Origin of the sequence: Pelagibacterium flavum, from assembly GCF_025854335.1 — a bacterium.
GTDB classification, from domain to species: domain Bacteria; phylum Pseudomonadota; class Alphaproteobacteria; order Rhizobiales; family Devosiaceae; genus Pelagibacterium; species Pelagibacterium flavum.
On the sequence record NZ_CP107716.1, the window covers coordinates 3,396,579 to 3,423,548 of the forward strand.

Below are 26,970 nucleotides of genomic sequence, written 5' to 3' on the forward strand. Positions count from 1 at the left end.
AAAGGATTCCAACATGAGCGACATCAATGCCGCCGCCTCTGGTACATTCACGCTGGGGGATTTTACCATCAACCGGCTGGGGTTCGGGGCCATGCGCGTCACGGGCCGGGGGATCTGGGGCCCGCCTGCCGATCATGACGGAGCGATCGCGACGCTGAATCGCCTGCCCGAACTGGGCGTCAATTTCATCGACACCGCCGATTCCTACGGGCCTGACGTTTCCGAAGAGCTGATCCGCGAGGCGCTCCATCCCTATGACGGCCTGCTGGTGGCCACCAAGGCGGGGCTGACGCGGGCCGGACCGGATCGCTGGGCGCCCAACGGCATGCCCGACTACCTGATCGAGCAGGCCCAAAGGAGTCTGAAAAAGCTCGGGGTCAAGCAGATCGCCCTCTGGCAGCTCCACCGCATCGATCCGCGCGTGCCGCGTGACGAACAGTTCGGCGCGGTCAGAACGCTGCTCGATCAGGGGATCATCGCCCATGCCGGGTTGAGCCAGGTGAGCATCGAGGAGATCGAAGCGGCCCAAAAGGTGTTTCCCGTCGCGACGGTCCAGAACCGCTACAACCTCATCGACCGCGGGAGCGAGGAGGTGCTCGATTATTGCGAGCAGCACGGCATCGGGTTCATCCCCTGGTTTCCGCTGGCGGCGGGCAATCTGGCCAAGCCCGGATCGGTACTCGATGGCATCGCCAGAAAGCACGGCGCGGCGCCAAGCCAGATCGCTCTGGCCTGGGTGCTCAAGCGCAGCCCGGTAATGCTGCCCATTCCAGGAACATCGAAAGTCGCCCATCTGGAAGAAAACGTCGCCGCCGCGGGCATCGATCTTTCCGACGAGGATTTCGCGGCGCTCGATGAGGCCGGACGCAAATGAGCGCCTATGTCGCCCTGTTGCGGGCGGTCAATGTGGGCGGGACCGGCAAGTTAGCGATGAGCGAACTCAAAGCGATGTGCGAGGCGGCGGGGTTTGAGGACGTCAAAACCTATATCGCCAGCGGCAATGTGGTGTTTTCCTCCGACCTCCGTGACACCCAGGTTCGCAAGGCGCTCGAGGACCGGCTGGCCGCCTATGCGGGCAAGCCCGTGGGCGTTGTGGTCAGGACAGCACAAGAGATGGAAGAGGTCTTAAAGGCCAACCCGTTTCCGAACGCCAAGCCCAACCATACGGTGGCAATCTTTCTCAACGAAAAGCCGGCCGATGATACTCTCGATACCCTGCGCAACCGCGCCGAGGGCGAAGAGGTGCGACTGGGCAAACGAGAGATCTACGTGTCTTACGGTGCGGGGATGGGACGATCCAAGCTGGTTATCCCTGCGGCCAAAGCGGGCACGGCGCGCAACATGAACACCATCGCCAAACTGGCGGAAATGGCCGGAGCGCTCACGTAAAAAGGCCGCCTCGCGGCGGCCTTTTCAAAACCTTGGATTTCGAGGCAAATGCCCGAAATCAGTCAGCCGGCTGCAGGTTGACCGCGGAGGCGCGACCGTCGCGGCCCTTTTCCAGCTCGTAGGAAACGGCCTGGCCTTCGACCAGAGTGGTCATGCCCGAGCGCTCTACAGCGGAAATGTGGACGAAGGCGTCCTGGCCGCCCTGGTCAGGCTGAATGAAGCCGAAGCCCTTGGTGGTGTTGAAGAATTTTACTTTGCCAGTGATCATCTAGAGATCCTTTCGAATGGCGAATAGTTCGGGCGCGACATGCGCCGAACCCAACGTCTTGCAATAAAGGATATCCAAGTGACCGGAAAAACCGGCAGATAGGTAGCCAAGCGCATCGAACGTATGAGAATAATCATTACAACGCTACTGCGCCCAAAACAAGGCCGTTCATCGGCCCGGCGCACGATTTGAGTCGGCGCGCCGGGAACATCTCGATCGAGGGGTGTTATCCGAGCACCGATTTGACGGCCGCGGCGGTCTTTTCGACGATGATATCGGCCTCGGCCTCGGTCAGGCACAGGGGCGGCGCAAAGCCGATGATGTCGCCCTGCGGCATGGCGCGGGCGATAACGCCCAGCTTTGCCATTTCGCCCACGATGCGGGGCGCGACTTTCTCGGAGGCATCAAAGAAGGTTGCCGTGTCGCGGTCCCTGACCAGCTCGACAGCGCACAGCATGCCCTCGCCGCGCACTTCGCCCACATTGGCGTGCTCGCTCAAGGCGGCGCTCATCTGCTCGTTGAGATAGGAACCGGCTTTCCCGGCGTTTTCCACGAGCCCCAGTTTGTCGATGAGGTTGAGGTTGGCGATGCCGGCAGCCGCCCCGATAGGGTGGGCCGAATAGGTCCAGCCATGGCCGATGGGGCCATTTTCATCGGTGCCGTCCATGAGGACCTGCCACATCTTGTCCCCCACGATCGAACCCGACAGCGGGGCATAGGCCGAAGTCAGGCCCTTGGCGATGGTGATGAGATCGGGGCGCAGCCCGTAATGGTCCGAGCCCATCATGGTGCCCAGACGGCCAAAGCCGGTGACCACTTCGTCGGCGATGAGCAGGATGTCGTGCTTTTCGAGAACCTTCTGGATGGCTTCCCAATATCCGGGCGGGGGCGGAACGATGCCGCCGGTGCCAAGGATAGGCTCGCCGATGAAGGCGGCAATGGTATCGGCGCCCTCGCGCGCGATCAGCGCTTCGAGTTCGGCAACGCAGTGCAGGACGAATTCGGCCTCGCTCATGTTGCGGCGCGGGCGGCGGTAATAGTACGGCGCCTCGGTGTGGATCACCTGGGAGAGCGGGAGATCGAACTTGTTGTGGAAGGTGGCCAGCCCGGTCATCGAACCGGTCATCAGGCCCGAGCCGTGATAGCCGCGCCAGCGCGAGATGATCTTCTTTTTTTCCGGGCGGCCCAGGATGTTGTTGTAATACCAGACCAGCTTGATGTTGGTTTCGTTGGCATCGGACCCGCCGAGCCCGAAATAGACCTTGCTCATCCCCTCGGGCGCGCGCTCGAGCACCATTTTTGCCAGCGTGATCGAGGCTTCGGTGCCGTGGCCGACATAGGCGTGATAATAGGCGAGCTCTTTGGCCTGTTCGGCAATGGCTTCGGAGATTTCCGTGCGGCCATAGCCGACATTGACGCAATAGAGCCCGGCAAACGCGTCGAGCAATTTGTTGCCGTCACGATCCTCGATGTAAACGCCCGACGCCGTCTTGACGATGCGATTGGGGCTTTCGCCGCGCGCATGCTGGGCGAGGTGGGTCGAGGGGTGGAACAGATTTTCCCGATCCCACTGGTCGAGCTGATCGTTGGTGAGCATTTCGTGGTCCTTATCTAGCGTGTTTTTTGTCTTGAGATAGCGCTTTGGGCTGGCCGAACTCGTCCCAATCGTCCCATCCGGGATAGGCGAGCGGGACGTCGTCATCCAGGCCAGACAGCCGTTGCAGCCAGCGCGCTTCGAGGGCGGCAAACTGGTGCTTGAATTCTTCTTCACTCACATAGCTGTAGCCATGGCCGGCAACCCCGAACGAGGCATGCGGGGGCAGCACATCAAAGCCCATGTAGTAGAGCGAGAACTGCATCGACCATAAGATCTGGTCCAGTTCCCCGCCGCGCCCGCCGGGAACGAACGCAAGATCGGGCGCCCCCGATGTCACCGAGCACAGGGCGCGCTTGCCACGAAAATAGCCCTGATCGTAGCGCATCTTGCTGGTATAGAGCCCACCGCTGACGAACACCCTGTCCATCCAGCCTTTCAGGATGGCCGGGACCGAGTGCCACCAGATGGGGAACTGGAAGATGACCAGATCGGCCCATTGCAGCTTTTCGATTTCGGCTGCGACATCGGCTGGCAGCGTCCCCGATTTATAGGCGTGGCGCTGTTCGGCGAGGGGCGCGAACATTTCGGGATTGATGCGGTCAGGGTAATGGGCGGCACTTTCAACCGGGTCGAAGCCTTGCGCGTAAAGATCGGACACGCGCACATGGTGGCCCGCCACCTCAAAGTGCGCACGCGCAATATCGACCAGGCGGCCGTTGAACGATCCGGGCTCGGGGTGAGCAAGGACGAAGAGTACGTTCATACCAACCCCTTACGCCCAATCGCGGCAGACATATTTGACTTCCGTGAATTCCTCCATGCCGAGCCGGGCGCCTTCCCGGCCCATGCCGGACTGTTTATAGCCGCCGAACGGGATCGGAGCGCCGGTGACCTTGGTGCGGTTGACGGCGACCATGCCGAACTGGAGCTGGCGGCTTGCCCTGTAGATACGGCGCGGGTCCATGGTGTGAAGGTAAGCGATCAGCCCGTATTCGGTGGCATTGGCGCGGGCGATGGCCTCTTCCTCGCTGTCGAAGGGGGTCAGCGCTGCGACGGGGCCGAAGGTTTCCTCGTTCATGATGAGGGCATCGGCGGGCACATCGGTGAGAACTGTGGGCTGGAAAAACAGCGGACCGTTCTCGTCCACCCTGCCCCCCGTCAGACATTTCGCGCCCTTGGCCAGGGCGTCCTCGACGTGGGAGACTTGTTTGGCGACGGCCTTTTCGTTCATCAGCGGGCCGATATCGGGATCGGTGGAACCGGGACCGACCGAAAGGGCGGCGGCGGCCTCGGCGAACCGTTCGGCAAAGCTTTCGTAGATGCGGCGGTCGATGAAGAACCGGTTGGCACCCAGGCAATCCTGGCCGGAGGTGGCGAACTTGGCCTTTACGGCCTCTTCGACGGCCTGATCGAGATCGGCGTCGGCAAAGACGATGAAGGGGGCGTGGCCGCCAAGTTCCATGACGAGGCGTTTCACGGTGCCGGCCGACTGGCGATAGAGCAGCTTGCCGATTTCGGTCGAGCCGGTGAACGAAAGCACCCGGACGCGAGCGTCCGCGGTCCAGGGTTCAACGACGGTGGGCGCCTTGCCGGTCACCACGTTAAAGGCCCCGGCCGGGATGCCCGCGCGGGCGGCGAGGACGGCGAGGGCCGTTGCCGAAAACGGAGTTTCCGATGAGGGATGAACAAGGCAGGTGCAGCCGGCGGCCAATGCGGCGGCGGCCTTGCGGGTGATCATGGCCGAGGGGAAATTCCAGGGGGTAATGAGCGCCGCAACGCCGGCCGGTTCGCGCCAGATTTCAACTTCCGCATCCGGGAGGTGGGAGGTGACGGATTCTATATTGGGGCGCTTGGCTTCTTCGGCAAAAAATTCGACGAACGAGGCGGCATAGGCGATTTCGCCGCGTGATTCCGAAATGGGCTTGCCCTGTTCGGCGGTCATGATCAGCGCGAGGTCTTCGCGCGCATCCATGATGAGATCATACCAGCGGCGCAGGATTGTGGAGCGTTCCTGGGGGAGCAGGCCCGACCAATGCGCAAAGGCGGTCTCGGCCTGACCGATGGCACCAGAGGATTCTTCTGCACTGAGTGCCGGGATAGAGCCGATCACATCGCCGGTGGCGGGATCGGTGACGGCGATATCCTCGCCCGAGGCAGCGGCCACCGGGCGGCCGGCGATATGGGCCAACTGGCAGAACAGCTCGGGATCGGTCAGCGTTGAGGCAGGGCCGGACGGGGCATATTTGGCGGACAGGCTCGACATGGGGCACGGAGTCCTTCGTTTAGCGGGGAACCAGGCCGACCATAGCGGGGAAGCGGGAGAGACGGGCGCCAAACTGGTGGGGGGTAAGGCGATGGTTCTCATGGTTTGATGGCCGAAGCGAAGAGGGTTATTCTGCCGGACCCGACTCGCCCCTTTCTTTCCCCAATTCCCCAAGGTCCGATCCGAAATGAAAACCTATGACATCCCCGCGTTCGGCCGGGCCGTTTCCAGTGTCGTTCTAGGCATGATGCGCATTGCGAAAATGGAGAATGGCGAGATCGACGCCCTGGTGCACGGCGCGCTCGATAACGGGGTCAACGTGTTCGACCATGCCGATATCTATGGCGGGGAAAGGCACAAATGCGAGGCGCGGTTCGGCGAGGCTGTGGCCATCTCAGCGGCCGAACGCGAGCAGATATCCGTTCAATCGAAGGTCGGCATCCGCAAGGGGTATTTCGATTTTTCGGCCGATCACATCGCCGCCACTGTCGATGAATCGCTTAAGGCCCTCAAGACCGACTACCTCGATGTCTTGCTGCTGCATCGCCCCGACACGCTGGTCGAACCCGAAGAGGTGGCGGAGGCGTTCGATGCGCTGCACGCGGCGGGCAAGGTGCGCCATTTCGGGGTCTCCAACCATACGCCGGGGCAGATCGAGCTGCTCAAGACGGCGGTGCGCCAGCCGCTGATCTTCAATCAGGTGCAACTCTCGCTCGCTCACGCGCCGATGTTCGCGCAAGGGGTGGCGGCCAATATGGCCGGGCTTGAGCAATCGGCGAGCCGCGATAACGGGCTGCTGGAATATTCGCGGCTCAACACCATGACTTTGCAGGCATGGTCCCCGTTTCAGGCGGGGTTTTTCGATGGCGTTTTCGTGGGCGACCGCGAGCGGTTTCCCGCGCTCAACGCGGTGCTCGACGAATTGGCCGAAACCCATGGCGTGACGCCATCGGGCATTGCCGTGGCATGGATCATCCGGCATCCGGCCAATATCCAGGTGGTGCTGGGCACCACCAAAGCCAGCCGGGTGGCGGAAGCGGCGGCGGGATCGGATGTGGAGCTGAGCCGGGAGGAATGGTATCGGCTGTTTACGGCAGCGGGGCATACGCTGCCCTGACGATGTGCCGTTATCCCGGTGATGGGTGGCTGCAAATAGCGCCTTTCTGCGCTTCCGGTACTCACGTACCTGAAGTACGCTCCGTTCCGGTTCTTGAAAGCCACAATTTTCGCTCACCCCTGACCGGGATTCCAGCACATCGCGGCTTTGCCGATAGGCTGTAAGCCCCTCTACCCCGCCTCGGCCACCGCGCTCACCGGCAAAGGCGTGTCCTTTACCGGGGCGGTGACAACGTAGGAATAGTAGCGCCGCACGCCGATCTTGGCGGCGAGCAGGTCCTCGATGAGCTTTTGATAATCCTCGAGGTCGCGGGTGATGATCTTGAGCATGTAGTCGATGCCACCGCCCACGGCCCAGCATTCGACGATCCGCTCGATATTGCCGATGGCCGTCTCGAAGCGGGAGAAATCCTCGGCCTGATGGCTTTCGAGTTCGATCTGGACGAAAACGATGGTCAGCGGGCCGAAGGCACGCAGCGAAATGCGTGCACCGTAGCTTTCGATAATGCCGGCGTCTTCGAGGCGTTTGAGACGTTCCCAGCAGGGGGTGGGCGTGAGGTTGACCCGTTCGGCGAGCGTAGCCTTGGGTATGCGGCCCTCGCGCTGGAGGATCGCCAGAATTTTCAGGTCCCGGTCATCGAGCTTGATTTGAGCCTGGCGAATGGCAGCGCCCCTTTTTGCCAAATGCTTTTGCATCGGCGCAAGCTACTCTCTTGGGGGGGCTAACGTCCAGATTTAAGACAAGAAAAGTTTCACAGCACAAAGCCTCACCGAAACCCAAGTCCGGTGAGCCAAACCTGCCGGGCGCCGTCGGGAAGGGCTAGTTGCCTTCCAGAACGGCCTTGAGAAATTCGCGCGTGCGCTCTTCCTTGGGGTCGGTGAACAGAACCTCGGGCTTGTCCTGTTCGAGCACTTTGCCGCGGTCGAAAAAGCAGACGCGGTCGGAAATCTGCCGCGCGAAATTCATCTCGTGGGTGACCAGCAGCATGGTCAGATCGTGTTCTTCGGCCAGACGGCGGATGACGCCGAGCACCTCGCCCACCAGTTCGGGATCGAGCGCGGAGGTCGGCTCGTCAAACAGCATGATCTTGGGCCGCATGGCCAGCGCCCGGGCGATGCCCACGCGCTGCTGCTGGCCGCCGGAAAGCTGGTGGGGGTATTTGTCGGCCTGGTCGGTCAGGCCCACCATTTCAAGCAGATCGTCGGCGCGCTCTTTGGCTTCGGCTTTCGAGACGCCCAGAACCTGGGTCGGCGCTTCAGTGAGATTGCGCCGCACGGTCATGTGCGGGAACAGATTGAACTGCTGGAACACCATGCCCATCTTTTCGCGCATCTTGCGCAGATGGGCCTCGCCGGCCGGCTTGAGGCTCCCGTCCCCGGCCTTTTCGTGCCAGAGCGTATCGCCATCGACATAGACCACGCCCTCGGAAATCGGCTCGAGCGTCATCAGGATGCGTAGCACCGTCGATTTGCCCGAGCCCGACGGCCCGATGATGGTGACCTTTTCGCCCGGCTGCACTTCGAAATCGAGTTCGTTGATGACCGTGAAGGTGTCGAAACGTTTGACGACCTTGTCGAACTTGATGATGGGGTCGGTCATTTGAGCGGGATCCCTCTTTTGGGCAGGGCGCGGTCAACGAAGCGAACGCCCGTCGAAGCCACCAGGGTCATGATGAGATAGATCCCACCCACCATTGAGAGCGGGATCAGGTAGTTGAACGTCCTGTCGCCGATGATGCGGGCGACGTTGAGCATTTCAAGCACGGTCACCACCGAAAGCAGCGGCACGTCCTTCATGATCGAGACGAGATAATTGCCCATGGCCGGGATGATGCGCGGGATGGCCTGGGGCAGGATGATGTGGGTGAAGGTGCGGCCACCCGAAAGGTTGAGCGCCCGCGCCGCCTCGTGCTGGCCCTTGGCGACGGCCTCGATACCGGCGCGATAGACCTCGGAGGTATAAGCCGAATATTGCAGGCCCAGCGCCAGCGCACCGGTCATGAAGGCGGGCAGCGTGATGCCGAATTCGGGCAGCACGTAATAGAGAAAGAACAGCTGGATCAGAAGCGGCGTGTCACGCAAAAACTCGGTGACCACGGCGGCGGGCCAGGAAATGATCTTGAGCGGTGCGGCCTTGAGCGCGGCCCAGACCAGCCCCACGACCAGCGCGATGAAAAAGCCCAGCACGGTGGCCTGAATGGTCACCCACATGCCGATGAGAAGAATAGGCAATATGGACGCGGCAAACGCCCAGCCCGAGGAGGTGTCCCATGCGATTCCGAAAAGCATTTTCTTACCTCGCTCCGGCGCGCCAGCGGCCAACGAACCGCTCGAGCAGCTTCATCATGGCGGTCAAAACCAGCGCCAGCCCGAAATACATCAGCAGCGCCAGCGTGTAGATCGTTGTCGAATCCTGGGTGAAATTGCGCAATTGCTCGGCGCGGAAGGCCAGATCGGACAAGGAAATGAGCGAAACGAGCGCGGTATCCTTGAGATTTTGAATGGCCAGATTGCCGAAAGACGGCATCATCTCGGGGATGGCCTGCGGAAGCGCGATGCGCCAGAGCGTCCGGCGCGGCGTGAAATTGAGCGCCTTGGCGGCCTCGTACTGATCCTTGGAAACCGACTGGATGGCCCCGCGCACCACTTCGGCGCCATAGGCCCCGATATTGAGCGAGAGCGCCATCACCCCGGCGACCACGGGGGGCAGGCGCAGGTCGATGCCGATGGCTTGCCCTGCGACCGGCAGCGCGAAGTACAACCAGAACAGCTGCACCAGCAGCGAGGTGCCGCGGAAAATTTCGATATATCCTATCGAAATCGCCTTGATGAGCGGGTTATGGGCGAGCTTGCCGATGCCTGCAGCGAACGCAAGAATCGCTCCGAACACCGTTGAATAGATCGTCAGCTCGATGGTCACCCAAGCCCCCAGCATCAGGGGGCTGAGATATTGCGTCCATTCCATGAAGGCGTTCTCGACCTAGCTTTTTATGGATACGGGTGAAGCCTAACCAATTTACCGGCGGGCGCGGCCAGATTGAGCAGCGCCCGCCGGCAGATCAGATCACACAGCCGAGCTTATTCGGTGCAAAGCTCTTCAGTGCTCATGTCGAACGAGCGCGAGGTGTCCGCATCGGTAAAGCCGTAGCCGGACACGGTCTCGAGCCATTCGTCGGTCTGCTTGTATTCGGCCAGCACTTCGTTGACCGCGTCGCGCAGCTCTTCATTGCCCTGGGCAAAGACGAACCCGCCCCAGGAGCGCTGTTCGGTGCCGTCGATGACCGGATCGGTGAACCCTTCAGCCACTTCCACGGCATCACTCTGGCCGGCCAGTTCGCTGGCGGTCAGACCGGTTGCGGCATAGGCGTCGGCGCGGCCGGTCGAAACCGTCGAGATCGCGTCGGCGTTCGACGAGATCGTCACGAGCTGGTCTTCGGACACACCGAGCGCCTGCATCATGTCGAGCTGGTTGGCGCCGGCCATGATGGCGACGGTCAGATCGGAATTTTCGGCGAAATCGGCATAGCCGCTCAGCCCTTCGGGATTGCCGGCGGGCACCAGAAGACCTTCACCGTATGAGGTGTTGGGCTCGGAATAGATGACCGTGGCACAGCGGGTGGGGATGATGGCCATCTCGGCGGCGACCATGTCGAAGCGGTCGGCCTGAAGGCCGGGGATCAGCGAGGAAAAGTCCGTGGTGATCCATTCGATATCGGTCACGCCGAGTTCCTCGACGATGTGCTTGGCCACGTCGGGGCCGGCACCCATGGCTTCGCCGGAAACCGGATCGATATAGCCATAGGGAATTTCGTTGGCGACGGCGATGCGGATCGAACCGCTCTCCTGGATTTCTTCAAGGCTCGCCGCCTGCGCGGCGCCTGCGACGGTGAGCGCTGCGGCGCTGGCGAGCAGGGTTGTTTTGAGGGCCTTGGAAATTGTTGCGTGCATAATGTTCCTGTCCTTTGATATTATCGCTGACATTGTGCGCAGTGCGGCAATTGAGACCAAATATGGCTCCAATTCACCGAAAGTCGGGCAGCATCATTCCCGAAGTCACTCCAGGGACAAAGCCGCCTCATCACTGCCGAACTTGAGCGTTCGCTGCACATAATGCTTTAACACGGGCTAGGGTTGCCAACTTCTCGCCACAAGTCGAGGGACGATACGTCTATAAGGGCGCGGTCTGGCAGCAAGATCGACTGCGCCGGCGGGGTCAAAATGGAAGGACCGCCCTCGCGCCGGGGCTGCATAGTCGTTGGACAAATTTGCCGGACCAGCCCGATCGTGGCGCATAGAGCCGGCGTGTCGGCTGACTCTTACGCTGGACCCAAGGAGTGGTGCATGGCCGCAATGGTGACGATGGCAGACGTGCTGGCAGCCCGCCGACGCATACGCCCGCTCGTACACCGTACGGCGCTGACCGAAAGCCTGTCGCTGTCCAAAGCGAGCGGGCAGACGATCCTCCTCAAAAACGAACAGCAGCAACTGACCGGCAGCTTCAAGCTGCGCGGCGCGACCAATGCGGTGCTCTCGCTTTCGGTTGACGAGCGCGGGCACGGAGTTGCGGCGGCCTCCACCGGCAATCATGGCCGTGCCCTGTCCCATGCCGCCAAGGCGGCGGGGACGCGGGCAGTGATCTGCATGTCGTCTCTGGTGCCATCCAACAAGGTCGAGGCGATAAAGGCGCTCGGCGCGGAAGCGCGGATCGTGGGCAAGAGCCAGGACGAAGCGCAGGTCGAGGTGGACCGGCTGGTTACCGAAGAAGGGCTCATCGATATCCCGCCTTTCGATAAGGCCGAGGTGATCGCCGGACAAGGCACGATCGGGCTGGAAATTTTAGAGGATGCACCCGAGCTCGACGCGGTGCTGGTGCCGCTTTCCGGTGGCGGGCTGATCGCGGGGGTCGCGCTGGCGATCAAGACGGTTTCGCCCAATACGCGCGTCATCGGGGTGTGCATGGAGCGCGGCGCGGCCATGGTCGCCTGCCTTGCGGCGGGCAAACCGGTCGAGGTCGAAGAGCTTGAAACGCTCGCGGATTCGCTGGGCGGGGGAATCGGGCTGTCCAACCGCTATACCTTTTCAATGGTGCGCGATCTGGTGGACGAGACCATTGTTTTGACCGAGCGGGAAATCGCCGAAGCGATTGCACACGGATATGCCGAGGAACGCGAGGTGCTCGAAGGCGCTGCGGCCGTTGGAATCGGGGCGATCCTTTCGGGCAAATTCGTACCGAGGGGCCCGACCGCGCTGGTGCTGTCGGGCAAAAATATCGACATGGGCGTCCATGCCCAGATCGTTGCGGGCACGCACAAGGCCCTGCGGGAGGCGGCGTGATGGGGATTTTCACTACCGCCGGGCGCTTTGCTGATGCCTTTAGTTGGATTCCGGGAACAAGTCCCGGAATGACAATGGGGGGAAGTAAGCTCTCGCGCTCACCATACACTCGACTGTCATTCCGGGACTTGTTCCCGGAATCCATCTTGAAGCCGCGCCCCAATCTCAGGAGGCCGTGTGATGGCTGATGTGCAGATCCTCACCGAAGCCGACCTGAAAAAGCTCGTGCCGCTCGATCCCGAGGCCGTTCAATGCGTCGAGGACGCTTTCCGCACCTTGGCCGGAGGCAAGGTGGCGATGCCGCCGATCCTTCGGCTCGACATTGCCGAGGCCAATGGCGAGGTGGACGTCAAGACCGCCTATGTGCCGGGGCTGGACAGTTTTGCCATCAAGATGAGCCCGGGGTTTTTTGACAATCCCAAGATCGGGCTGGCTTCGACAAACGGGCTTATGGTGGTCTTGTCGGCAAAAACGGGGCTGCTCGAAGCGCTGCTGCTCGACAACGGGTACCTGACCGATGTGCGCACGGCGGCGGCGGGCGCGGTGGCGGCACGGCATCTTTCGCGTGAAAATTCGGAAAGTGCCGCAATCATCGGGGCCGGCATGCAGGCGAAACTGCAGCTCGAAGCGCTGGCGCTGGTGCGCCCGATCAAGAAGGCCGTCATCTGGGCGCGCGACCGGGGCAAGGCCGAGGATCTGGCGCGGCACGCTTCGCTGAAACTGAAGATCGCCGCATTGGTGGCCAGCAGCCCCGAGACGGCGGTGCGCGGTGCCGACATCGTGGTCACCACCACCCCGGCCACCGAACCGCTGGTTCTGGCCGACTGGATCGAACCCGGCCAGCATGTAACCGCCATGGGGTCGGACGCCGAGCACAAGAACGAGATCGATCCCGCGCTGGTCAAAAAAGCCGATCTCTATGTCGCCGACCGGTTGAGCCAGACCCGGCTTCTGGGCGAATTGCACCACGCCATCAAAGCGGGACTGGTGGGCGAAGGGGACAATTTTGCCGAACTGGGCGCAGTGATCGCCGGGACAGTGCCGGGCCGGACATCTCAAACGCAAATCACCTTCGCCGATCTCACCGGCACCGGGGTTCAGGATACGGCGATTGCCACCCTGGCCCGAACCCGCGCGCTTGCCAGCGGCGCGGGCACACTCTTTCAGACCTGATCGTCAGGTCTTTTTCTGGAGCGCCAAGGCAAAATGCCCAATACCCGCCTGCCCTTTACCCTGCCCGAATATTACGAGCGCCTCGAGGCCGTCCGCCGGTCGATGCAGACGCAGGGCATCGACGTTCTGATCGTCACCAATCCCTCCAACATGCACTGGCTGACCGGCTATGACGGATGGAGCTTTTACGTGCATCAGGCGGTGATCGTTTCACTCACCGACGAGCCCTTGTGGTGGGGGCGCCCCATGGATGCGGTGGGAGCTGAAAAGACCACATGGCTGGCAACGGAATCGATCTATTTCTATCCCGATGATTTCGTGCAGAACCCCGACAAGCACGCCTATGTGCATCTGTGCGGTGTGCTCAAGGACAAGGGCTGGGACCAGCGCCGCATCGGCGTCGAGATGGACAATTACTATTTCACCGCCGGGTGCCTTGAAACGCTGCGCGCCGAAATTCCTTATGTGGCAGTGGCCGATGCCACTTCGGTCGTCACCTGGCAGCGTTCTGTCAAATCGGAAGCCGAGATCGAATATATGCGCCGCGCTGCACGGATCGTTGAAGCGATGCATGCACGTATCCGCGAGGTGACGCGGCCCGGTCTGCGCAAGAACGAACTGGTCGCCGAAATCTACCACGCCTCCCTGGTCGGCGCCGATGGCTATGGCGGAGACTATTCGGCAATCGTTCCGCTTACCCCCTCGGGGCGCGATGCGGCGGCGGCGCATCTGACCTGGGACGACCGCGAGATGGTCAAGGGCGAAGGCACGTTCTTTGAGATCGCCGGGTGCTACAAACGCTATCACTGCCCGATTTCACGCACCGGCTATCTGGGCAAGCCGCCCAAGGACATGCTCAGGGCGCAGGAAGCCGTCCTCGAAGGCATGGAGGCGGGCATGGCGGTAGCCAAGCCGGGCTATACGTGTGGGGAAATCGCCGATGCGTTTTTCGGCGTGCTCAAGAAATACGGCGTCGAGAAGACCTCGCGCACCGGCTATTCGGTCGGGCTGTCCTATCCCCCCGATTGGGGCGAACACACAATGAGCATCCGTCCGGGCGACCCTTCGATTCTGCGCGCCAACATGGTGTTCCATTTCATGCCAGCCATCTGGACGCCCGAATGGGGGCTGGAGATCACCGAAACCATGCGCATCACCGACGAGGGCGGGCCGGAGTGCCTGGCCAATGTGCCGCGCGAGATGTTTGTGAAGAACTAGAAGGGGCAAGGCCCCTCGCCCCGACCCTCTCCCCAGAGGGGCGCGGCCCTAACCAAATATTGTGGAGTTTGATTTGGCCCATAGACTGCTCGGTGAAACGCTCGAAATCCTCGCGGACCTGATCGGCTTTGAGTCGGTGTCGGCGGACAGCAATCTCGAGATGATCGCCTATATCAACCACCGGCTCGACCAGATCGGCACGCGCACCTATCTGACGCTGAACGAGACGGGCAACAAGGCCAACCTTTTCGCAACGCTCGGCCCGCCCGAGGCCGACGGCGGGATCGTTCTGTCGGGGCATACCGACGTGGTGCCGGTGGAAGGGCAGGACTGGAGTTCGGACCCCTTCACGGCCACGCTGCGCAACCGGAAAATCTACGGGCGCGGGGCGTGCGACATGAAGGGGTTCATCGCCTGCACGCTGGCTTTCGCGCCCTATTTCCAGGAAATCGGGATCAAACGCCCCATCCATCTGGCCTTCACCTATGACGAAGAGGTGGGGTGTCTTGGCGCGCATGTGATGCTCAACGAGCTCAAGACGACCGGCCGCAAGCCTTCGCTGTGCATCGTGGGCGAACCGACCATGATGAAGATCGTCGAGGGCAACAAGGGGTGCTGCGAATACACCACCCACTTCACCGGGCTCGAGGGCCATGGCTCGATGCCCGACCGGGGGGTCAATGCCGTCGAATATGCGGTGCAGTACGTCACCAAGCTGCTCGAAATCGGCGGGGCGCTGAAATCGCGCGCGCCGGAGGGCAGCCGGTTCGATCCGCCCTGGTCGACGATCCAGATCGGGAAAATGGCCGGTGGCATCGCGCGCAACATCATTCCCGGCCAATGCTCGGTCGAATGGGAGTTGCGGCACGTCAATTCGGGCGATTTCGCCTTCACACACGAGCAGATCACCGGCTTTGTCGAGGATGTGCTGCTGCCGAAAATGGTGGACATCCATCCCGACGCGGCGGTCATCACCGAAACCATCGGGGAAGTGGCCGGGCTCGAACCGATGACCAAATCGGAAGCCGTCGCGCTGGTGCGCGCGCTGACCGGCAATGAGGACCCCGCCGAATGCGTGGCCTTTTCAACCGAGGCGGGCCTGTTTCAGGAAATGGGCATCGATACGGTCATCTGCGGGCCGGGTTCGATCGAACAGGCGCACAAGCCCGACGAATTCGTCGAACTCGACCAGCTTTCAGCGTGTCTGGACATGATCGAGGGGCTGGAAAAGCATCAATAGGTTGGGTGAGGATTTTTCGCGGGGAGATGACGACGGGCGCGGTGCATTTGCACTCTGCAGTCATCCCGGGCGGAGACCCGGGATCCAGTAGCCGGCAGCGTGGCGGCTCCGTCTCAAGCGTTGGGGGTACTGGACCCCGGCTCAAGGCCGGGGTGACGGTGTTGGTTTGGAGGCGGGGAAGGAACTCGCTGAGGCCTTTTGCATCCTAGCGGAACGCCGGAATGATCTCGCGGCCATAGCGGGCGATGATGTCTTCTTCCTCGCCACTGTCGAGATAGATGTTGAACTGGGTGACGCCCGCCGCTTCCAGATCGCGGATTTTTGCGATGTGATCCTCGGGCTCGCCGAGCACGCAGAAGCTTTCAACGATGTCGTCGGTGATGAAATCGAGGTACGGGTTATCGGACTGGCCGTGCTTGGAATAGTCATAGCCGCGCCGCGCTTCGATGTATGAGGTCAAACTGGCGGGCACCTTGTCGGAATCCGCCCCGTATTTCTCGACGATATCGGCCACGTGATTGCCCACCATGGCCGGGAACCATTTTGTGGCTTCGATGGCCTTCTTCTTGTCCCCGAAATAGGCCGGCGCGGCGGCCATTGACCGATAGGCCGACATATCGCGCCCGGCGGCCTTGCCCGCTGCGATGCACTGGTCGGTGAACCATTTGCACAGGCCCGGCTCGGCAATCTGGAGCACGACGCCATCGGCGCTTTCCCCAGCGGTTTTCAGCGCCAGCGGACCATAGGCGGCAATCCAGCTCGGCATGTCGTGGCCCACCGCCCAGGGAAACTGCACCGGATTGGGCACATCGCCATACATCACCTCCTCGCCGCGCACCATGGCGCGGGTCTTGGCAATGAACTCGGCCACGCGCTTCAATGTCGCGGGCTTGTGGCCCATGACACGGCGCGAGGAATCCCCCCGGCCGACGGCCAGATCGAAGCGCCCGCCGCTCTGCTTGGCGAGCGAGCCGAACAGCGATGCCGCCACCGACCAGTCGCGCACGTCGGGATTGGTGACCAGCGGCCCGAACCGCATGTGTCTGGTCCATTCCATGCCCATGGCCATGGCCGGGTACGGATCGCGCCAGAGAATGTGGGAATCATAGAACCAGCAATAGGTGAACCCGGCATATTCGGCGGCCTGGATCAGATAGCGTGCCCTGTCGTGATCGACAAAACCCTTGAAGGTTATTCCGAATTCCATGATGTTCCTGCCCTCTTGAACCGTTCGCTCCGTTTGCCGCGGAGCAATATTTTGACCAGACGATCAAATTTTTGATCGCCGCGCAAGCGGAATTTGTCGGAGGCTTTCAGGATAAGTGGGCGCCACTTATCCGGCTGGCAAGCGGGCAAAGCCAAAGCTGCAGATCATTTCCTCGCTTCGGTGAAATGATCCGGCCCATAGGCGATCATCGGGCGGCCCGAGCGAGGGTTATGCACAATTGTTGCCGCAACGCCATAGACGCGCGCCAGAAATGCGGCGTCGATGACCGTTTCGGGTGCCCCTTGTGCCACCACCCTGCCCCGATCGAGCGCCACGACATGGTCGAACCAGGCGGCGGTCAGGTTGAGATCGTGCATGGTGACGAGAATGGTCAGCCCTTCGCCCGCGAGCGCGCGCAGGATTTCCATGACGGCGATCTGGGCCGAAAGGTCGAGATGGTTGGTGGGTTCGTCGAGCAGCAGCAGGCGCGGGGATTGGGCCAGGGCGCGCGCAATATGCACCCGCTGTTGCTCTCCCCCTGAAAGAGTGGGAAAGCGCCGGGCTGCGAATTCGGTGACCCCGGCCCGGGCCATGGCGCGGGCGGCGATCTCCTCGTCACCGGTCTCGCTGTCGGCAGCCCACAGGCCCTGATGCGGCAGGCGACCCAGCATCACCACGTCATGGACGTCGATGGGCTGCTCGGTCGCGGCGCTCTGTTCGACCAGCGCGGCGACGCGGGCGCGCTCCCGGCGCGGCAGGGCGTGAAAATCGGCACCCTCGAAGTCGATATGGGCGCGCGCCCCCGGCTCGAAGCCGAGGATCACCCGCAGCAGCGAGGATTTCCCGGCGCCATTGGGGCCGATCAGCGCGTTGAGACGGCCCGGCTGGATGGCAAAGGATACATCATCGAGGATGGTCTTGCCCTCGAGGGTGAGACTGGCGCTTTGGATGGAAAGGCTCATGTGGCTCGCCTGTTGCGCAACAGGATGAGGAAAAAGGCCGGAGCGCCGATAATGGCAGTGACGATGCCGACGGGCAGCTCACGCGGGTCGAACAGGGTGCGGGCCGCCGTATCGGTCCACACCATGAAAACGGCCCCGGCCAAAGCCGCGAGCGGGAGCAGATGGCGATGGCGTCCGCCGGCGACCAGCCGCACCGCATGGGGCAGGATCAGTCCCACAAAGCCGATGGCGCCCGAAATCGCGACAAGAACGCCGGTCAGCAGCGCCGTGCCGCCGAGCATGATCCAACGGGTTTTTTCCACATCGATGCCCAGAGCGCGGGCGGCCGTATCGCCGAAGACGAAGCCGTCAAGGATACGGCCCGAGGCAATGAGCGGAGCGCCGACCGCGGCGAGCGCCACAAGCGCCAGCCCGGTATCGGACCAGCGCGCGCCGGCCAGCGAGCCCATCAGCCAGGAAAGAATTTCGCGGTAGGAATCCCCGGTCGCCGTCCAGAAGATCAGAAACGAGGTGAGCGCCGAGGCGAGCGCGGAAACGGCCAGCCCGGCCAGAATGGCGCGCGACGCGGTGATGGCGCCGAGCGAGCGGGCCAGCCCCAGCGTCAGGCCCATGGCAATCAGTGCGCCAATGAACGCCCCGACCGGCAACAGCAGCGTCGCGCCGATCAGCATCATGGAGACAGCACCCACCGAAGCGCCCGAGGACAGGCCCAAAAGATAGGGATCGGCCAGCGGATTGCGGGTCAGCGCCTGCATCACCGCGCCGCAAATGGCCAGCCCGGCCCCCACGGCGGCAGCGGCCAGAACGCGCGGCAGCCGCAATTCCCAGACGATCCCCTCGCGCAGGCGCGAGACCGGGTTGTCGGCAAGAAGGCCGAGCTTGTGGGCGATCACCGCCCAGACCTCGCCAGGAGAAATATCGGCAGGGCCGATAGTCACCGCGACGATGAGAGACACCCCGAGCGCCAGCGCCAGCCCCGCCAGCCCGGCCTGAAACTTCAGCCGCCGCAATGCGGCGGGCGTCAGGGCGGACAGGCCGAGCGGGGCGGCGACCATGGCTAGAGATCGAGCTCCTGGAGTTGCCGGGCCAGATCGGCGGTGGCGGGGATGGAGCGGATGCCCGGTTCGGCGGCAGGGAACGGGATGATGATGTAGCGCTCGTTTTGAACGGCGCTCATATTTGCCGTCGCCGGATTGTCGTTGAGCAGCGTGATTTTCTGGGCGACCGAATTCCACGCCGCATCGACGAGGATCATCACGTCCGGGTCCTGATCGACGATGGCTTCCCAGCTTGCCGAGGTCCACGTGTCGGCCACATCGGCAAAGATATTGGCAATGCCCAGTGCCTCCATGGTCATCTGCGGGCCGCCGAGACCGGCCCCCACATAGGGCGTTGAAGTGGCCGAGGAATACCAGACGCCGGTCAGGTTTGAGGTGGGCTTGACCTCTTCGAGCATGGTACGCTGTTCGGCCACCAGTTGGGCGGCGCGATCCTCGACATCGAAAATTAAGCCCATTTCGACGATCTGGTCGAACACGTCTTCAAACGAGAGCTTTTCCAGCGTGCCTTCCGAGCGGCAGGCGGTCGGCGCGACATAGGTGGCAACCCCCAGCGCATGCAGGCTGTCGCGTGTCCCTGCCCCATCGGCGGCAAAGCTCGATTCCCAGCCGCCATAGACAAAATCGGGCTCGGCTTCGAGGACCACTTCCTGGGAGGGAACGCGATCGGCAAGGACGGTCAATGGCGTATCGGGCACCCATTCTTCGGGCACCGGACCGTCCTGAAAGCCGACGCCGACGATCCTGTCGCCAAGGCCCAAAGCCAGAAGCAGTTCGGTGGCGGTCGACTTGATGGTGACGACCCTTTCGGGCGGCGCATCGAAGGTAACGGTCGTGCCGCAATTTTCGATTTCGAGCGGATAGTCAGTGGCGAGGGCAGGGGTTGAGAGGGCGGCGGCGACCAGGAAACCGGAGAGTGCCGCAATGGCCATGGCCCCTCGCTCCCGCCGGAGAAGCGAAAGACGAAAAGTCGTGCCACGCCCCCAGCTTGTCACCCCGGCCTTGAGCCGGGGTCCAGTAGCCGGCAGCGTATGCGATTTTGCCGGAGCGCTGCCGTGTACTGGATCCCGGGTCGCGCCCGGGATGACGGCGATGCTTGCGGCACAGGACGTAAATCCGCTCATTTCACCTTTTCCTTTTTCGCCGCCAGCTCGCGCATCGCAGCCTCATAGCCCTGCTTATAGGCCTCGGTCGAGCCGAAGCGGAACATGTCGTCTTCGCCCAGCCTTGCCAGGGTTTTCGCGCCGGGGCTTTCCGGGTCGATCACCAGCTTTCCCAGGCCCCGCGCTATCGCCACTGGCATGCGGGACGCCTTGCCCTTGACCAGATCGGCGGCGGCGGCAAGCTCATCGGCAAGCACGGTGACCGTAACGTTCAATGGCCGGCCATTGGCATCGACCCCGCCGCGCAGATCGTCGACCAATTGCACGCCCGCCGCGCCGATGGCCGCATCGGTCTGGCCGACGCGCCAGGGGCGGCCAAGGGTATCGGTGATGATGATGCCGAGCCTCTTGCCGGTCTTCGCCCGCAGGGCCTTGCACAGCGCCCGCGCCGACGCGTCGGGGTCACGCGGCAGGCGCAGGGCTAGGCCGTCGGGGACGTTGGAGGTGTCGAGCCCCGCGGCGGCCATCACCAGCCCCTGCCGGGTTTCAACGATCTTGGTGATCCCGCCCGCATGCGCGCGCTCGGCGACGATGCGGACCGTATCTTCCTCAATGGCCATTTCGCGCGCCGCGATGGGAACCTGCATGCCTTCGGCTTTGGAGACGATCTTGGACGTGACGATCAGGATATCGCCATCGGCCAGCGCGGCGTCCGGATCGGAAATGGCCATGTCGTCGATGGCGCCTGAAATCAGCGCGACCAGATCGTCCCCCGCCGCGATCTCGGGGATGCCTTCTATGCCCCAGAGTGTCAGTCGGTTGGCCATCAGCGCTTCTTGAGTTTGGGCAGCACTTTTTCGGCGAACACGTCTATCCATTCGCGCTGGTTACGGCCCACATTGTGCAGATAGATGCGATCGAAGCCGAAATCGGCGAACTTTTGAATATGTTCGAGATGCTCGTCAGGATCGGGCGAAATCACCATTCTTCCCTTGAAGTCCTCGGGGCGGACCAGCTTGGCCATCTGCTCGAAATCGAAAGGAGAGCGGATGTCGGCCTTGGGGAATTTCATGCCGCCATTGGGCCATTCGGTCATGGCGTTGGCCAGTGCTTCTTCGTAGGTCTCGGCCCAGCTCAGATGGAGCTGGAGCACCTTGGGCATGGTGTCGGGGTCCTTGCCCGCCTCGCGGGCGCCTTCGGAAAATTTTTCAAACAGCATCTCGATCTTTTCGAGCGGAGCGCCGACCGTGATGATGCCATCGGCAAATTTGCCGGTCTTTTTGGCGTTGAGCGGCCCGGCGGTCGCCACGAGAATTTCGGGCGCGGTTTCAGGCATGGTCCACAGCCTTGTGGATTCCATGCGGTAATATTCGCCCTTGTGCTTGGTGTCCTTGCCGGCAGCCGAGTTCTCGAACAGCTTTTTTATGATCTGGACGGCCTCGAACATGCGGGCGGAACGCTCGCCCACATCGGGCCAGTATTGGGCGAGGAAACTTTCATTGAGCGCTTCGCCCGCCCCCACACCCAGCCAGTGGCGGTTGGGATACATGGCGGCCAGCGTGGCCGACGCCTGCGCCACCATGGCGGGGTGCCAGCGGAAAGTGGGGGTCGTGACGCCGGGGCCCATATCGCCCTTGGTGCGCTCGCCGATGGCGGTCAGAACGTTCCAGACAAACGCCGATTGGCCCTGCTGGGGCACCCAGGGCTGAAAATGGTCGGCGGCCATGGCGCCGTTAAAACCCTTTTGCTCGGCATATTCGGTCAATTCCACGCAATCGCGCGGGTGAAACTGCTCGAGCATCACCGCATAGCCGATCAACCCCTCTTGTCCCGATTTGAAAACGGACATCGATGCGACTCCCCTTGGCTTTGCCATCAGTCAATCACAAAGCCGGAATGAGCAACAGGGGGATTTTTGACCTTTTGGTAAAATTTTTTTGGTACGAAGGAACATAGCGCTCCTTCTTGCTCAGACTGTCATCCCGGACCTGATCCGGGATCCAGTAAACCGAAGCGCTGGCGATTGCGCGCTGGCGCGGAGCGTACTGGCCCCCGGCTCAAGGCCGGGGTGACAATTGGTGCAGCAGGCCAGCCTTATTCGATAAACGCTTCTACCTTGGAAATCTCGCCGAGCATACAGGCGTCGGCCACCAGTTGCAGCGGAGAAATATCGACATCGCTTTTGCCCTGCGCCAGAAGCGAGGCGAAATGGGCGTAGATGCCGTCATATTCGGTGTCGTCGGCGGCCAGTTGGGTTTGCCCGTCGATCTTGAGCACCGCACCGCCGCTCGAGAGTTCGAGCAGTCCCGCATCGGTTCGAACGGTGATGTCCCAGGTCTGCGGCCCCTCCTGGCGCCAGTCGAAATCGGCGGTGACCTTATGGCCGGTGACCGCAACGAAATCGATTTTCGCCGCGATGGGGGTCTGGCGGTTCTCCGGCACCTCGAGCACCGCGCCGGTCACCAGCACCGGTGCGGGCAGGACATGGGTGAGGATCGAGAGCGCGTTGATGCCGGGATCGAACACGCCCATGCCGCCGGGCTCCCAGATCCAGTCCTGGCCGGGATGCCAGCGGCGCACGTCCTCGCGCCAGACGATCTCGACGCTTTTTATGGCCTTGTCGGCCAGCCACGCGCGTGCCGGTTCGACGCCCTGCGCGTAGCGCGAGTGCCATGTGGCAAACAACGTTACGCCATGTTCGGCGGCCATCGTCTTGAGCCAGTCGACTTCGGCGACGGTGGCGCCGGGCGGCTTTTCGAGCAGCACGTGCCGGCCGGCGCGGATGGCGGCTTCGGCGTATTGGCGGCGCACCTGCGGCGGGGTGCACAGCGCCACTGTGTCGATATCGGGACGCGCCGCGAGCATCTCATCGAGCGCCTGGAAATGGTCGACACCCTCGAGCTCGGCGTTGCGCGAGACGATGGCGGCCAGCTCGAAATCGGGGTTCTTGGCGATCGAGGGCAGATGCTGGTCACGGGCGATCTTGCCCAGCCCGACAATGGCGATCCTGTGTGTCATCAATGGGAATCCCTGCCCACTTCGCGGCCGCGACAGCCCCTGAGAAAATCGAAATCGGCGCCGGTATGGGCCTGATCTACGTGATCGAGGAACATCCTTGCATAGCCCGAGTCCGGCTGATCGGGCAGCGGAGACCAATCGGCCAGCCGGGCGGCGATCTCGGTTTCGGGAACGTCGAGATGGATGGTGCGGTTGGGCACGTCAATGGAAATCATGTCGCCATTGCGCACCACGGCCAGCGGACCGCCCACCGCCGCTTCGGGCGATGTGTGCAGGATCACCGTGCCATAGGCAGTGCCCGACATGCGGGCATCGGAAATGCGCACCATGTCCTTTATGCCCTTGCGCAGCACTTTGGGCGGCAGGCCCATGTTCCCCACTTCGGCCATGCCGGGATAGCCCTTGGGGCCGCAATTTTTGAGCACCATGACGCAGGTCTCGTCGATATCGAGCGCCTCGTCGTTGATCTTGGCCTTGTAGTCGTCGATGTCCTCGAACACCACGGCGCGGCCGGTATGAACCATCAGATGCGGGCTGGCCGCCGAGGGCTTCAAGACACAGCCATTGGGCGCCAGATTGCCCTTGAGAACCGCGATACCGCCATGGCTGGTCAGAGCCTTGTCGACCGGGCGGATCACGTCCTCGTTCCAGTTGCGGGCATTGACGATTTCCTCGCCCATGGTGCGGCCCGAAACGGTCAGCGCATCGCCATGGAGCTTTTTGCCCTCGAGCAGGGATTTGAGCACCACCGGCAATCCGCCGGCGTAGAAGAACTCTTCCATCAAATATTTGCCCGAAGGCATGAGGTTGACGATGGTGGGAATATCGCGGCCCAGCCGGTCCCAATCCTCGAGCCCCACATCGACGCCGACACGGCCCGCCAGGGCCAGCAGATGAACCACCGCATTGGTCGAACCGCCGATGGCGCCATTGGTCATTATGGCGTTTTCAAACGCCTCGCGGGTGAGGATATCGGAGGGCTTGAGGTCGTCCTTGACCATATCGACGATGCGGCGGCCCGTCAGTTGCGCCATGACGCGGCGGCGGCTGTCGACAGCGGGGATCGCCGCATTGCCCGAAAGTGCCATGCCCAGCGCCTCGGCCATCGAGGCCATGGTGGAAGCGGTGCCCATGGTGTTGCAGGTACCCGAAGACCGGCTCATGGCCTGTTCGGCCTCGAGGAAATCCTCCTGGGTCATTTCCCCGGCCTTGATGGCTTCGCTCATCTGCCAGAGCGCGGTGCCCGAGCCGACCCGCTCGCCCCGGAACCAGCCATTGAGCATGGGGCCGCCGGTGACGACGATCGAGGGAATGTCGGTGGAGGCCGCGCCCATCAGCAGCGACGGAGTGGTCTTGTCGCAGCCCACCAGCAGCACGGCGCCATCGATAGGCTGGCCGCGCATCACCTCTTCGACCGCCATGGCGGCGAGGTTGCGATACATCATGGCAGAAGGGCGGAAGGTGTTTTCCGAGGCCGAGAACACCGGCACTTCGAGCGGGAAGCCACCGGCCTCCCAGACGCCGGCTTTCACTTTTTCGGCCAGCTCGCGCAGATGGCCGTTGCAGGGGGTGAGGTCGGACCAGGTGTTCAAGATCCCGATCACCGGGCGACCGTCGAACAGATCGTGCGGATAGCCCTGATTTTTCAGCCACCCGCGATGATAGATGCTATCGCGCGAGGTTCCGCCATACCATTCCTGCGAGCGCAGCTTGCGTGGCCATTGGGCCTTTTCAAATGCCATTGCCCTGCCCTCTTCTTATAGCGTTTTGACTGCGACAGGCGCGTCGGCGGGGCGTGTCGTATCGATGGTGAGCGGATTGGTGAGCGGCAGGCCGAACGGGGCCGCCTCGATCTCGAAGATGTCGCCTTGCCGGGTCCGGATGCCGTCGGCAAAGCTCAAGGTCGCCGTGCCGAACATGTGCACATGCACATCGCCGGGCTTGCGGAAGATTTCGTATTTGAAGTGGTGGTGCTCGAGGTTGGCCAGCGTGTGGCTCATATTGTCCTCGCCGGAAACAAACGGCTTTTCCCACAGCACTGCACCATCGCGGATGACACGCGAGGTGCCCTCGATATGGGCGGGCAATTGGCCAACCAGGATTTCCGGGCCGATCGAGGCGGGGCGCAATTTCGAATGCGCGAGATAGAGATAGTTCTGCCGCTCGGTGACGTGGTCGGAAAATTCATTGGCCAGTGCAAAGCCGATCCGGTGCGGCACGCCTTCATAGGAGATGACATAGATGCCGGCGATTTCGGGTTCCTCGCCCGCGTCGAGCGCAAAGCCCGGCGAGACGATGGGCTTGCCCGGCGCGACCAGTGCGTGGCCATTGCCCTTATAGAACCATTCGGGCTGCACGCCGGTCTTGCCTCCAGCCGGCTTGCCGCCCTCGACCCCCATGCGGAACATCTTCATGGAATCGGTGATGTTTTCATCGGCACCGGCCTTCTGGTGCATGGCGTTGCGCGTTGCAGCCGAGCCCAGATGGGTCAGCCCGGTTCCGGTCAGGTGCAGGCGGGCGGGATCGTCGGGAGTGATCGGAGCGAGAACCCGACCCTCGGCATAGGCGGCCGCCAGATCGACGCTTTCGCCCAGTCCCTGTTCGGCGATCAGCGCGACCAGCGCCATATCTCTGGCGATGGCGCGCCTGGCCAGCGCCAGAATGGATTCCGCGCCATTGACGATCTTGGCACTGTCCCCCTCGCGCGCCACGACGCGCTGGGAACCGCTGGTATCGAGAATCTGGGAGAGCAGCACTTCAATAAACTCCAGGCAACAGGGGGAGACCGGCGCGCTGGAGCGCGCCGGAAAAGATCAGGCGGCCTTGTTCTTGTTGTAAACGTCGAAGATCACGGCAGCGAGCAGCACCAGGCCCTTGATCATCTGCTGCCAGTCGATGCCGATGCCCATGATCGACATGCCGTTGTTCATCACCCCCATGATGAACGCGCCGATCACCGCGCCGACGATGGTGCCGACACCGCCAGCCATCGAGGCGCCGCCGATGAACACAGCGGCGATGACGTCGAGCTCGAAGGTTTCGCCCGCCTTGGGCGTCGCCATGTTGAGCCGGGCTGCGAACACCAGCCCCGCCAGCGCGGCCAGCATGCCCATATTGGCAAACACCATGAAAGTCAGACGTTCGGAATTGATGCCCGAAAGCTTGGCCGCCTTCTGGTTGCCGCCAACCGCATAGATGCGGCGGCCGATAGTGGTCTGCTTGGAGATGAAGCTGTAGCCCGCGATCAGCACCGCCATGATAATGAAGACGTTGGGCAGGCCGCGCGAAGTAGCCAGGAGGTAAACCAGATAAACCACCGCCCCGGCGACCAGGATGTTGCGGCCGGTGAAAAAGGCGAAGGGCTCGTCGGGCGTGCCGTGCTTGGCTTCCTTGGCGCGGGCCCGCACCGAGAGCAGCACGAGGATGGCCGCGGCGGCAACGCCGAGCAGCATCGAAAGCATGTGCATGCCCTCGACCGAAAACAGGTCGGGGATAAAGCCCGAGGCAATCAGGCGGAATTCATCGGGGAACGGCCCGATGGACTGGCCCTTCAAGAGCACCATCATCAGCCCCTTGAACACCAGCATGCCGGCGAGAGTCACAATGAAGCTGGGGATTTTCCAGTAGGCGATCCAATAGCCCTGAATGGCTCCGATGGCCGCGCCAACCGCCAGGCAGATCAGGGCCGCGGGCACGAAATGGATATCGAACTGCACCATCAATACGGCCGCCAGTGCGCCCACAAAGCCCATGACCGAGCCGACCGAGAGATCGATATGGCCGCACACGATCACCAAAAGCATGCCCACCGCCATGATGACGATATAGGAGTTCTGGAGCACCAGATTGGTGACATTGGCCGGGCGCAACAGGATGCCGCCGGTGGCGAACTGGAAGAACACCACGATGGCGATCAGCGCGAACAGGATGCCGTATTCGCGCAGATGGGTCTTGAGATAGCCCACAAACACCGACTGGCCGCCGGTTGCGGACGAGGATTGGGTGAGGTCAGTCATTGTGGTGT

The 26,970-nt window shown here is 62.4% G+C and carries 26 protein-coding genes; 7 read left to right on the top strand and 19 right to left on the bottom strand.

What is annotated here, in order from left to right; translation table 11 throughout:
- Positions 1-13 precede the first annotated feature (13 nt).
- Positions 14-874, top strand: coding sequence for an aldo/keto reductase (locus OF122_RS17055; RefSeq protein ID WP_264225378.1), 861 nt, complete (start codon positions 14-16; stop codon positions 872-874).
- Positions 871-1,389 carry a DUF1697 domain-containing protein gene (locus OF122_RS17060; RefSeq protein ID WP_264225379.1) on the top strand — a complete coding sequence of 173 codons (519 nt, stop codon included), beginning with the start codon at positions 871-873 and terminating at the stop codon, positions 1,387-1,389. The genes OF122_RS17055 and OF122_RS17060 overlap by 4 nt, the downstream gene beginning before the upstream one ends.
- A gap of 58 nt (positions 1,390-1,447) precedes the next feature.
- On the opposite strand, the gene OF122_RS17065 is transcribed toward OF122_RS17060, so the two are convergent.
- The 4 genes from OF122_RS17065 to OF122_RS17080 all read right to left on the bottom strand — a co-directional run bounded on the left by OF122_RS17065 (position 1,448) and on the right by OF122_RS17080 (position 5,517).
- The gene (locus OF122_RS17065) at positions 1,448-1,657 is read right to left on the bottom strand and encodes a cold-shock protein (protein ID WP_264225380.1); all 210 of its coding nucleotides are present in this window, start codon (positions 1,655-1,657) and stop codon (positions 1,448-1,450) included.
- A gap of 226 nt (positions 1,658-1,883) precedes the next feature.
- Positions 1,884-3,254 (bottom strand): aspartate aminotransferase family protein, encoded by a 1,371-nt coding sequence (locus tag OF122_RS17070; RefSeq protein ID WP_264225381.1) that lies wholly within the window; start codon positions 3,252-3,254, stop codon positions 1,884-1,886.
- 10 nt (positions 3,255-3,264) lie between these two features.
- Positions 3,265-4,017 (bottom strand): NAD(P)H-dependent oxidoreductase, encoded by a 753-nt coding sequence (locus OF122_RS17075; RefSeq protein ID WP_264225382.1) that lies wholly within the window; start codon positions 4,015-4,017, stop codon positions 3,265-3,267.
- A 9-nt stretch (positions 4,018-4,026) separates the two neighbouring features.
- On the bottom strand, positions 4,027-5,517 hold the full coding sequence (locus OF122_RS17080; RefSeq protein WP_264225383.1) for an NAD-dependent succinate-semialdehyde dehydrogenase: 1,491 nt from the start codon (positions 5,515-5,517) through the stop codon (positions 4,027-4,029).
- Positions 5,518-5,704: 187 nt separating this feature from the next.
- Between OF122_RS17080 and OF122_RS17085 the strand changes: the two genes are divergently transcribed.
- Entirely contained in the window at positions 5,705-6,634 is a 930-nt protein-coding gene (locus OF122_RS17085; RefSeq protein ID WP_264225384.1) for an aldo/keto reductase, read from the top strand.
- Positions 6,635-6,804: 170 nt separating this feature from the next.
- Here OF122_RS17085 and OF122_RS17090 read toward each other — a convergent pair whose 3' ends face one another.
- From OF122_RS17090 to ehuB, 5 genes are all read right to left on the bottom strand, one after another.
- Positions 6,805-7,329 (bottom strand): Lrp/AsnC family transcriptional regulator, encoded by a 525-nt coding sequence (locus OF122_RS17090; RefSeq protein WP_264225385.1) that lies wholly within the window; start codon positions 7,327-7,329, stop codon positions 6,805-6,807.
- A 124-nt stretch (positions 7,330-7,453) separates the two neighbouring features.
- Entirely contained in the window at positions 7,454-8,233 is a 780-nt protein-coding gene (ehuA, locus tag OF122_RS17095; protein ID WP_264225386.1) for an ectoine/hydroxyectoine ABC transporter ATP-binding protein EhuA, read from the bottom strand.
- Positions 8,230-8,922 (bottom strand): ectoine/hydroxyectoine ABC transporter permease subunit EhuD, encoded by a 693-nt coding sequence (ehuD, locus tag OF122_RS17100; RefSeq protein WP_264225387.1) that lies wholly within the window; start codon positions 8,920-8,922, stop codon positions 8,230-8,232. The genes ehuA and ehuD overlap by 4 nt, the downstream gene beginning before the upstream one ends.
- A gap of 4 nt (positions 8,923-8,926) precedes the next feature.
- Positions 8,927-9,598, bottom strand: a complete 672-nt coding sequence (gene ehuC / locus OF122_RS17105; protein WP_264225388.1) for an ectoine/hydroxyectoine ABC transporter permease subunit EhuC — start codon at positions 9,596-9,598, stop codon at positions 8,927-8,929.
- Between the two features lie 113 nt (positions 9,599-9,711).
- Positions 9,712-10,581, bottom strand: a complete 870-nt coding sequence (gene ehuB / locus OF122_RS17110; protein WP_264225389.1) for an ectoine/hydroxyectoine ABC transporter substrate-binding protein EhuB — start codon at positions 10,579-10,581, stop codon at positions 9,712-9,714.
- 393 nt (positions 10,582-10,974) lie between these two features.
- Here ehuB and eutB point away from each other — a divergent pair, with 393 nt between their 5' ends.
- From eutB to argE, 4 genes are all read left to right on the top strand, one after another.
- Positions 10,975-11,967: a hydroxyectoine utilization dehydratase EutB gene (eutB, locus tag OF122_RS17115; protein ID WP_264225390.1), complete on the top strand. Its 993-nt coding sequence runs from the start codon at positions 10,975-10,977 to the stop codon at positions 11,965-11,967.
- A 180-nt stretch (positions 11,968-12,147) separates the two neighbouring features.
- Positions 12,148-13,140, top strand: a complete 993-nt coding sequence (gene eutC, locus OF122_RS17120; RefSeq protein WP_264225391.1) for an ectoine utilization protein EutC — start codon at positions 12,148-12,150, stop codon at positions 13,138-13,140.
- Between the two features lie 33 nt (positions 13,141-13,173).
- A complete protein-coding gene (locus OF122_RS17125; protein WP_264225392.1) occupies positions 13,174-14,358 on the top strand; it encodes a M24 family metallopeptidase in 1,185 nt (394 codons plus the stop codon).
- Between the two features lie 73 nt (positions 14,359-14,431).
- Entirely contained in the window at positions 14,432-15,598 is a 1,167-nt protein-coding gene (gene argE / locus OF122_RS17130; protein WP_264225393.1) for an acetylornithine deacetylase, read from the top strand.
- 205 nt (positions 15,599-15,803) lie between these two features.
- Here argE and OF122_RS17135 read toward each other — a convergent pair whose 3' ends face one another.
- The 10 genes from OF122_RS17135 to mmsB all read right to left on the bottom strand — a co-directional run bounded on the left by OF122_RS17135 (position 15,804) and on the right by mmsB (position 26,962).
- Positions 15,804-16,805 carry a TIGR03842 family LLM class F420-dependent oxidoreductase gene (locus tag OF122_RS17135; RefSeq protein ID WP_264225394.1) on the bottom strand — a complete coding sequence of 334 codons (1,002 nt, stop codon included), beginning with the start codon at positions 16,803-16,805 and terminating at the stop codon, positions 15,804-15,806.
- A 164-nt stretch (positions 16,806-16,969) separates the two neighbouring features.
- Complete coding sequence (locus OF122_RS17140) at positions 16,970-17,767, bottom strand: ABC transporter ATP-binding protein (RefSeq protein ID WP_264225395.1); 798 nt, start codon at positions 17,765-17,767, stop codon at positions 16,970-16,972.
- The gene (locus OF122_RS17145; RefSeq protein ID WP_264225396.1) at positions 17,764-18,822 is read right to left on the bottom strand and encodes a putative F420-0 ABC transporter permease subunit; all 1,059 of its coding nucleotides are present in this window, start codon (positions 18,820-18,822) and stop codon (positions 17,764-17,766) included. The genes OF122_RS17140 and OF122_RS17145 overlap by 4 nt, the downstream gene beginning before the upstream one ends.
- A gap of 2 nt (positions 18,823-18,824) precedes the next feature.
- Positions 18,825-19,757 carry a putative F420-0 ABC transporter substrate-binding protein gene (locus OF122_RS17150; RefSeq protein WP_264225397.1) on the bottom strand — a complete coding sequence of 311 codons (933 nt, stop codon included), beginning with the start codon at positions 19,755-19,757 and terminating at the stop codon, positions 18,825-18,827.
- Positions 19,758-19,945: 188 nt separating this feature from the next.
- Positions 19,946-20,755, bottom strand: coding sequence for a coenzyme F420-0:L-glutamate ligase (cofE, locus tag OF122_RS17155; protein ID WP_264225398.1), 810 nt, complete (start codon positions 20,753-20,755; stop codon positions 19,946-19,948).
- Positions 20,755-21,777, bottom strand: a complete 1,023-nt coding sequence (locus OF122_RS17160; RefSeq protein ID WP_264225399.1) for a TIGR03557 family F420-dependent LLM class oxidoreductase — start codon at positions 21,775-21,777, stop codon at positions 20,755-20,757. Before OF122_RS17160 ends, cofE begins: the two co-directional genes overlap by 1 nt.
- 245 nt (positions 21,778-22,022) lie before the next feature.
- Entirely contained in the window at positions 22,023-22,946 is a 924-nt protein-coding gene (locus OF122_RS17165; RefSeq protein WP_264225400.1) for a Gfo/Idh/MocA family protein, read from the bottom strand.
- On the bottom strand, positions 22,946-24,688 hold the full coding sequence (gene araD / locus OF122_RS17170) for an L-arabinonate dehydratase (protein ID WP_264225401.1): 1,743 nt from the start codon (positions 24,686-24,688) through the stop codon (positions 22,946-22,948). The genes OF122_RS17165 and araD overlap by 1 nt, the downstream gene beginning before the upstream one ends.
- A gap of 15 nt (positions 24,689-24,703) precedes the next feature.
- Complete coding sequence (gene araD1 / locus OF122_RS17175) at positions 24,704-25,702, bottom strand: AraD1 family protein (RefSeq protein WP_264225402.1); 999 nt, start codon at positions 25,700-25,702, stop codon at positions 24,704-24,706.
- Between the two features lie 57 nt (positions 25,703-25,759).
- On the bottom strand, positions 25,760-26,962 hold the full coding sequence (gene mmsB, locus OF122_RS17180; RefSeq protein WP_264225403.1) for a multiple monosaccharide ABC transporter permease: 1,203 nt from the start codon (positions 26,960-26,962) through the stop codon (positions 25,760-25,762).
- Positions 26,963-26,970: the final 8 nt, after the last annotated feature.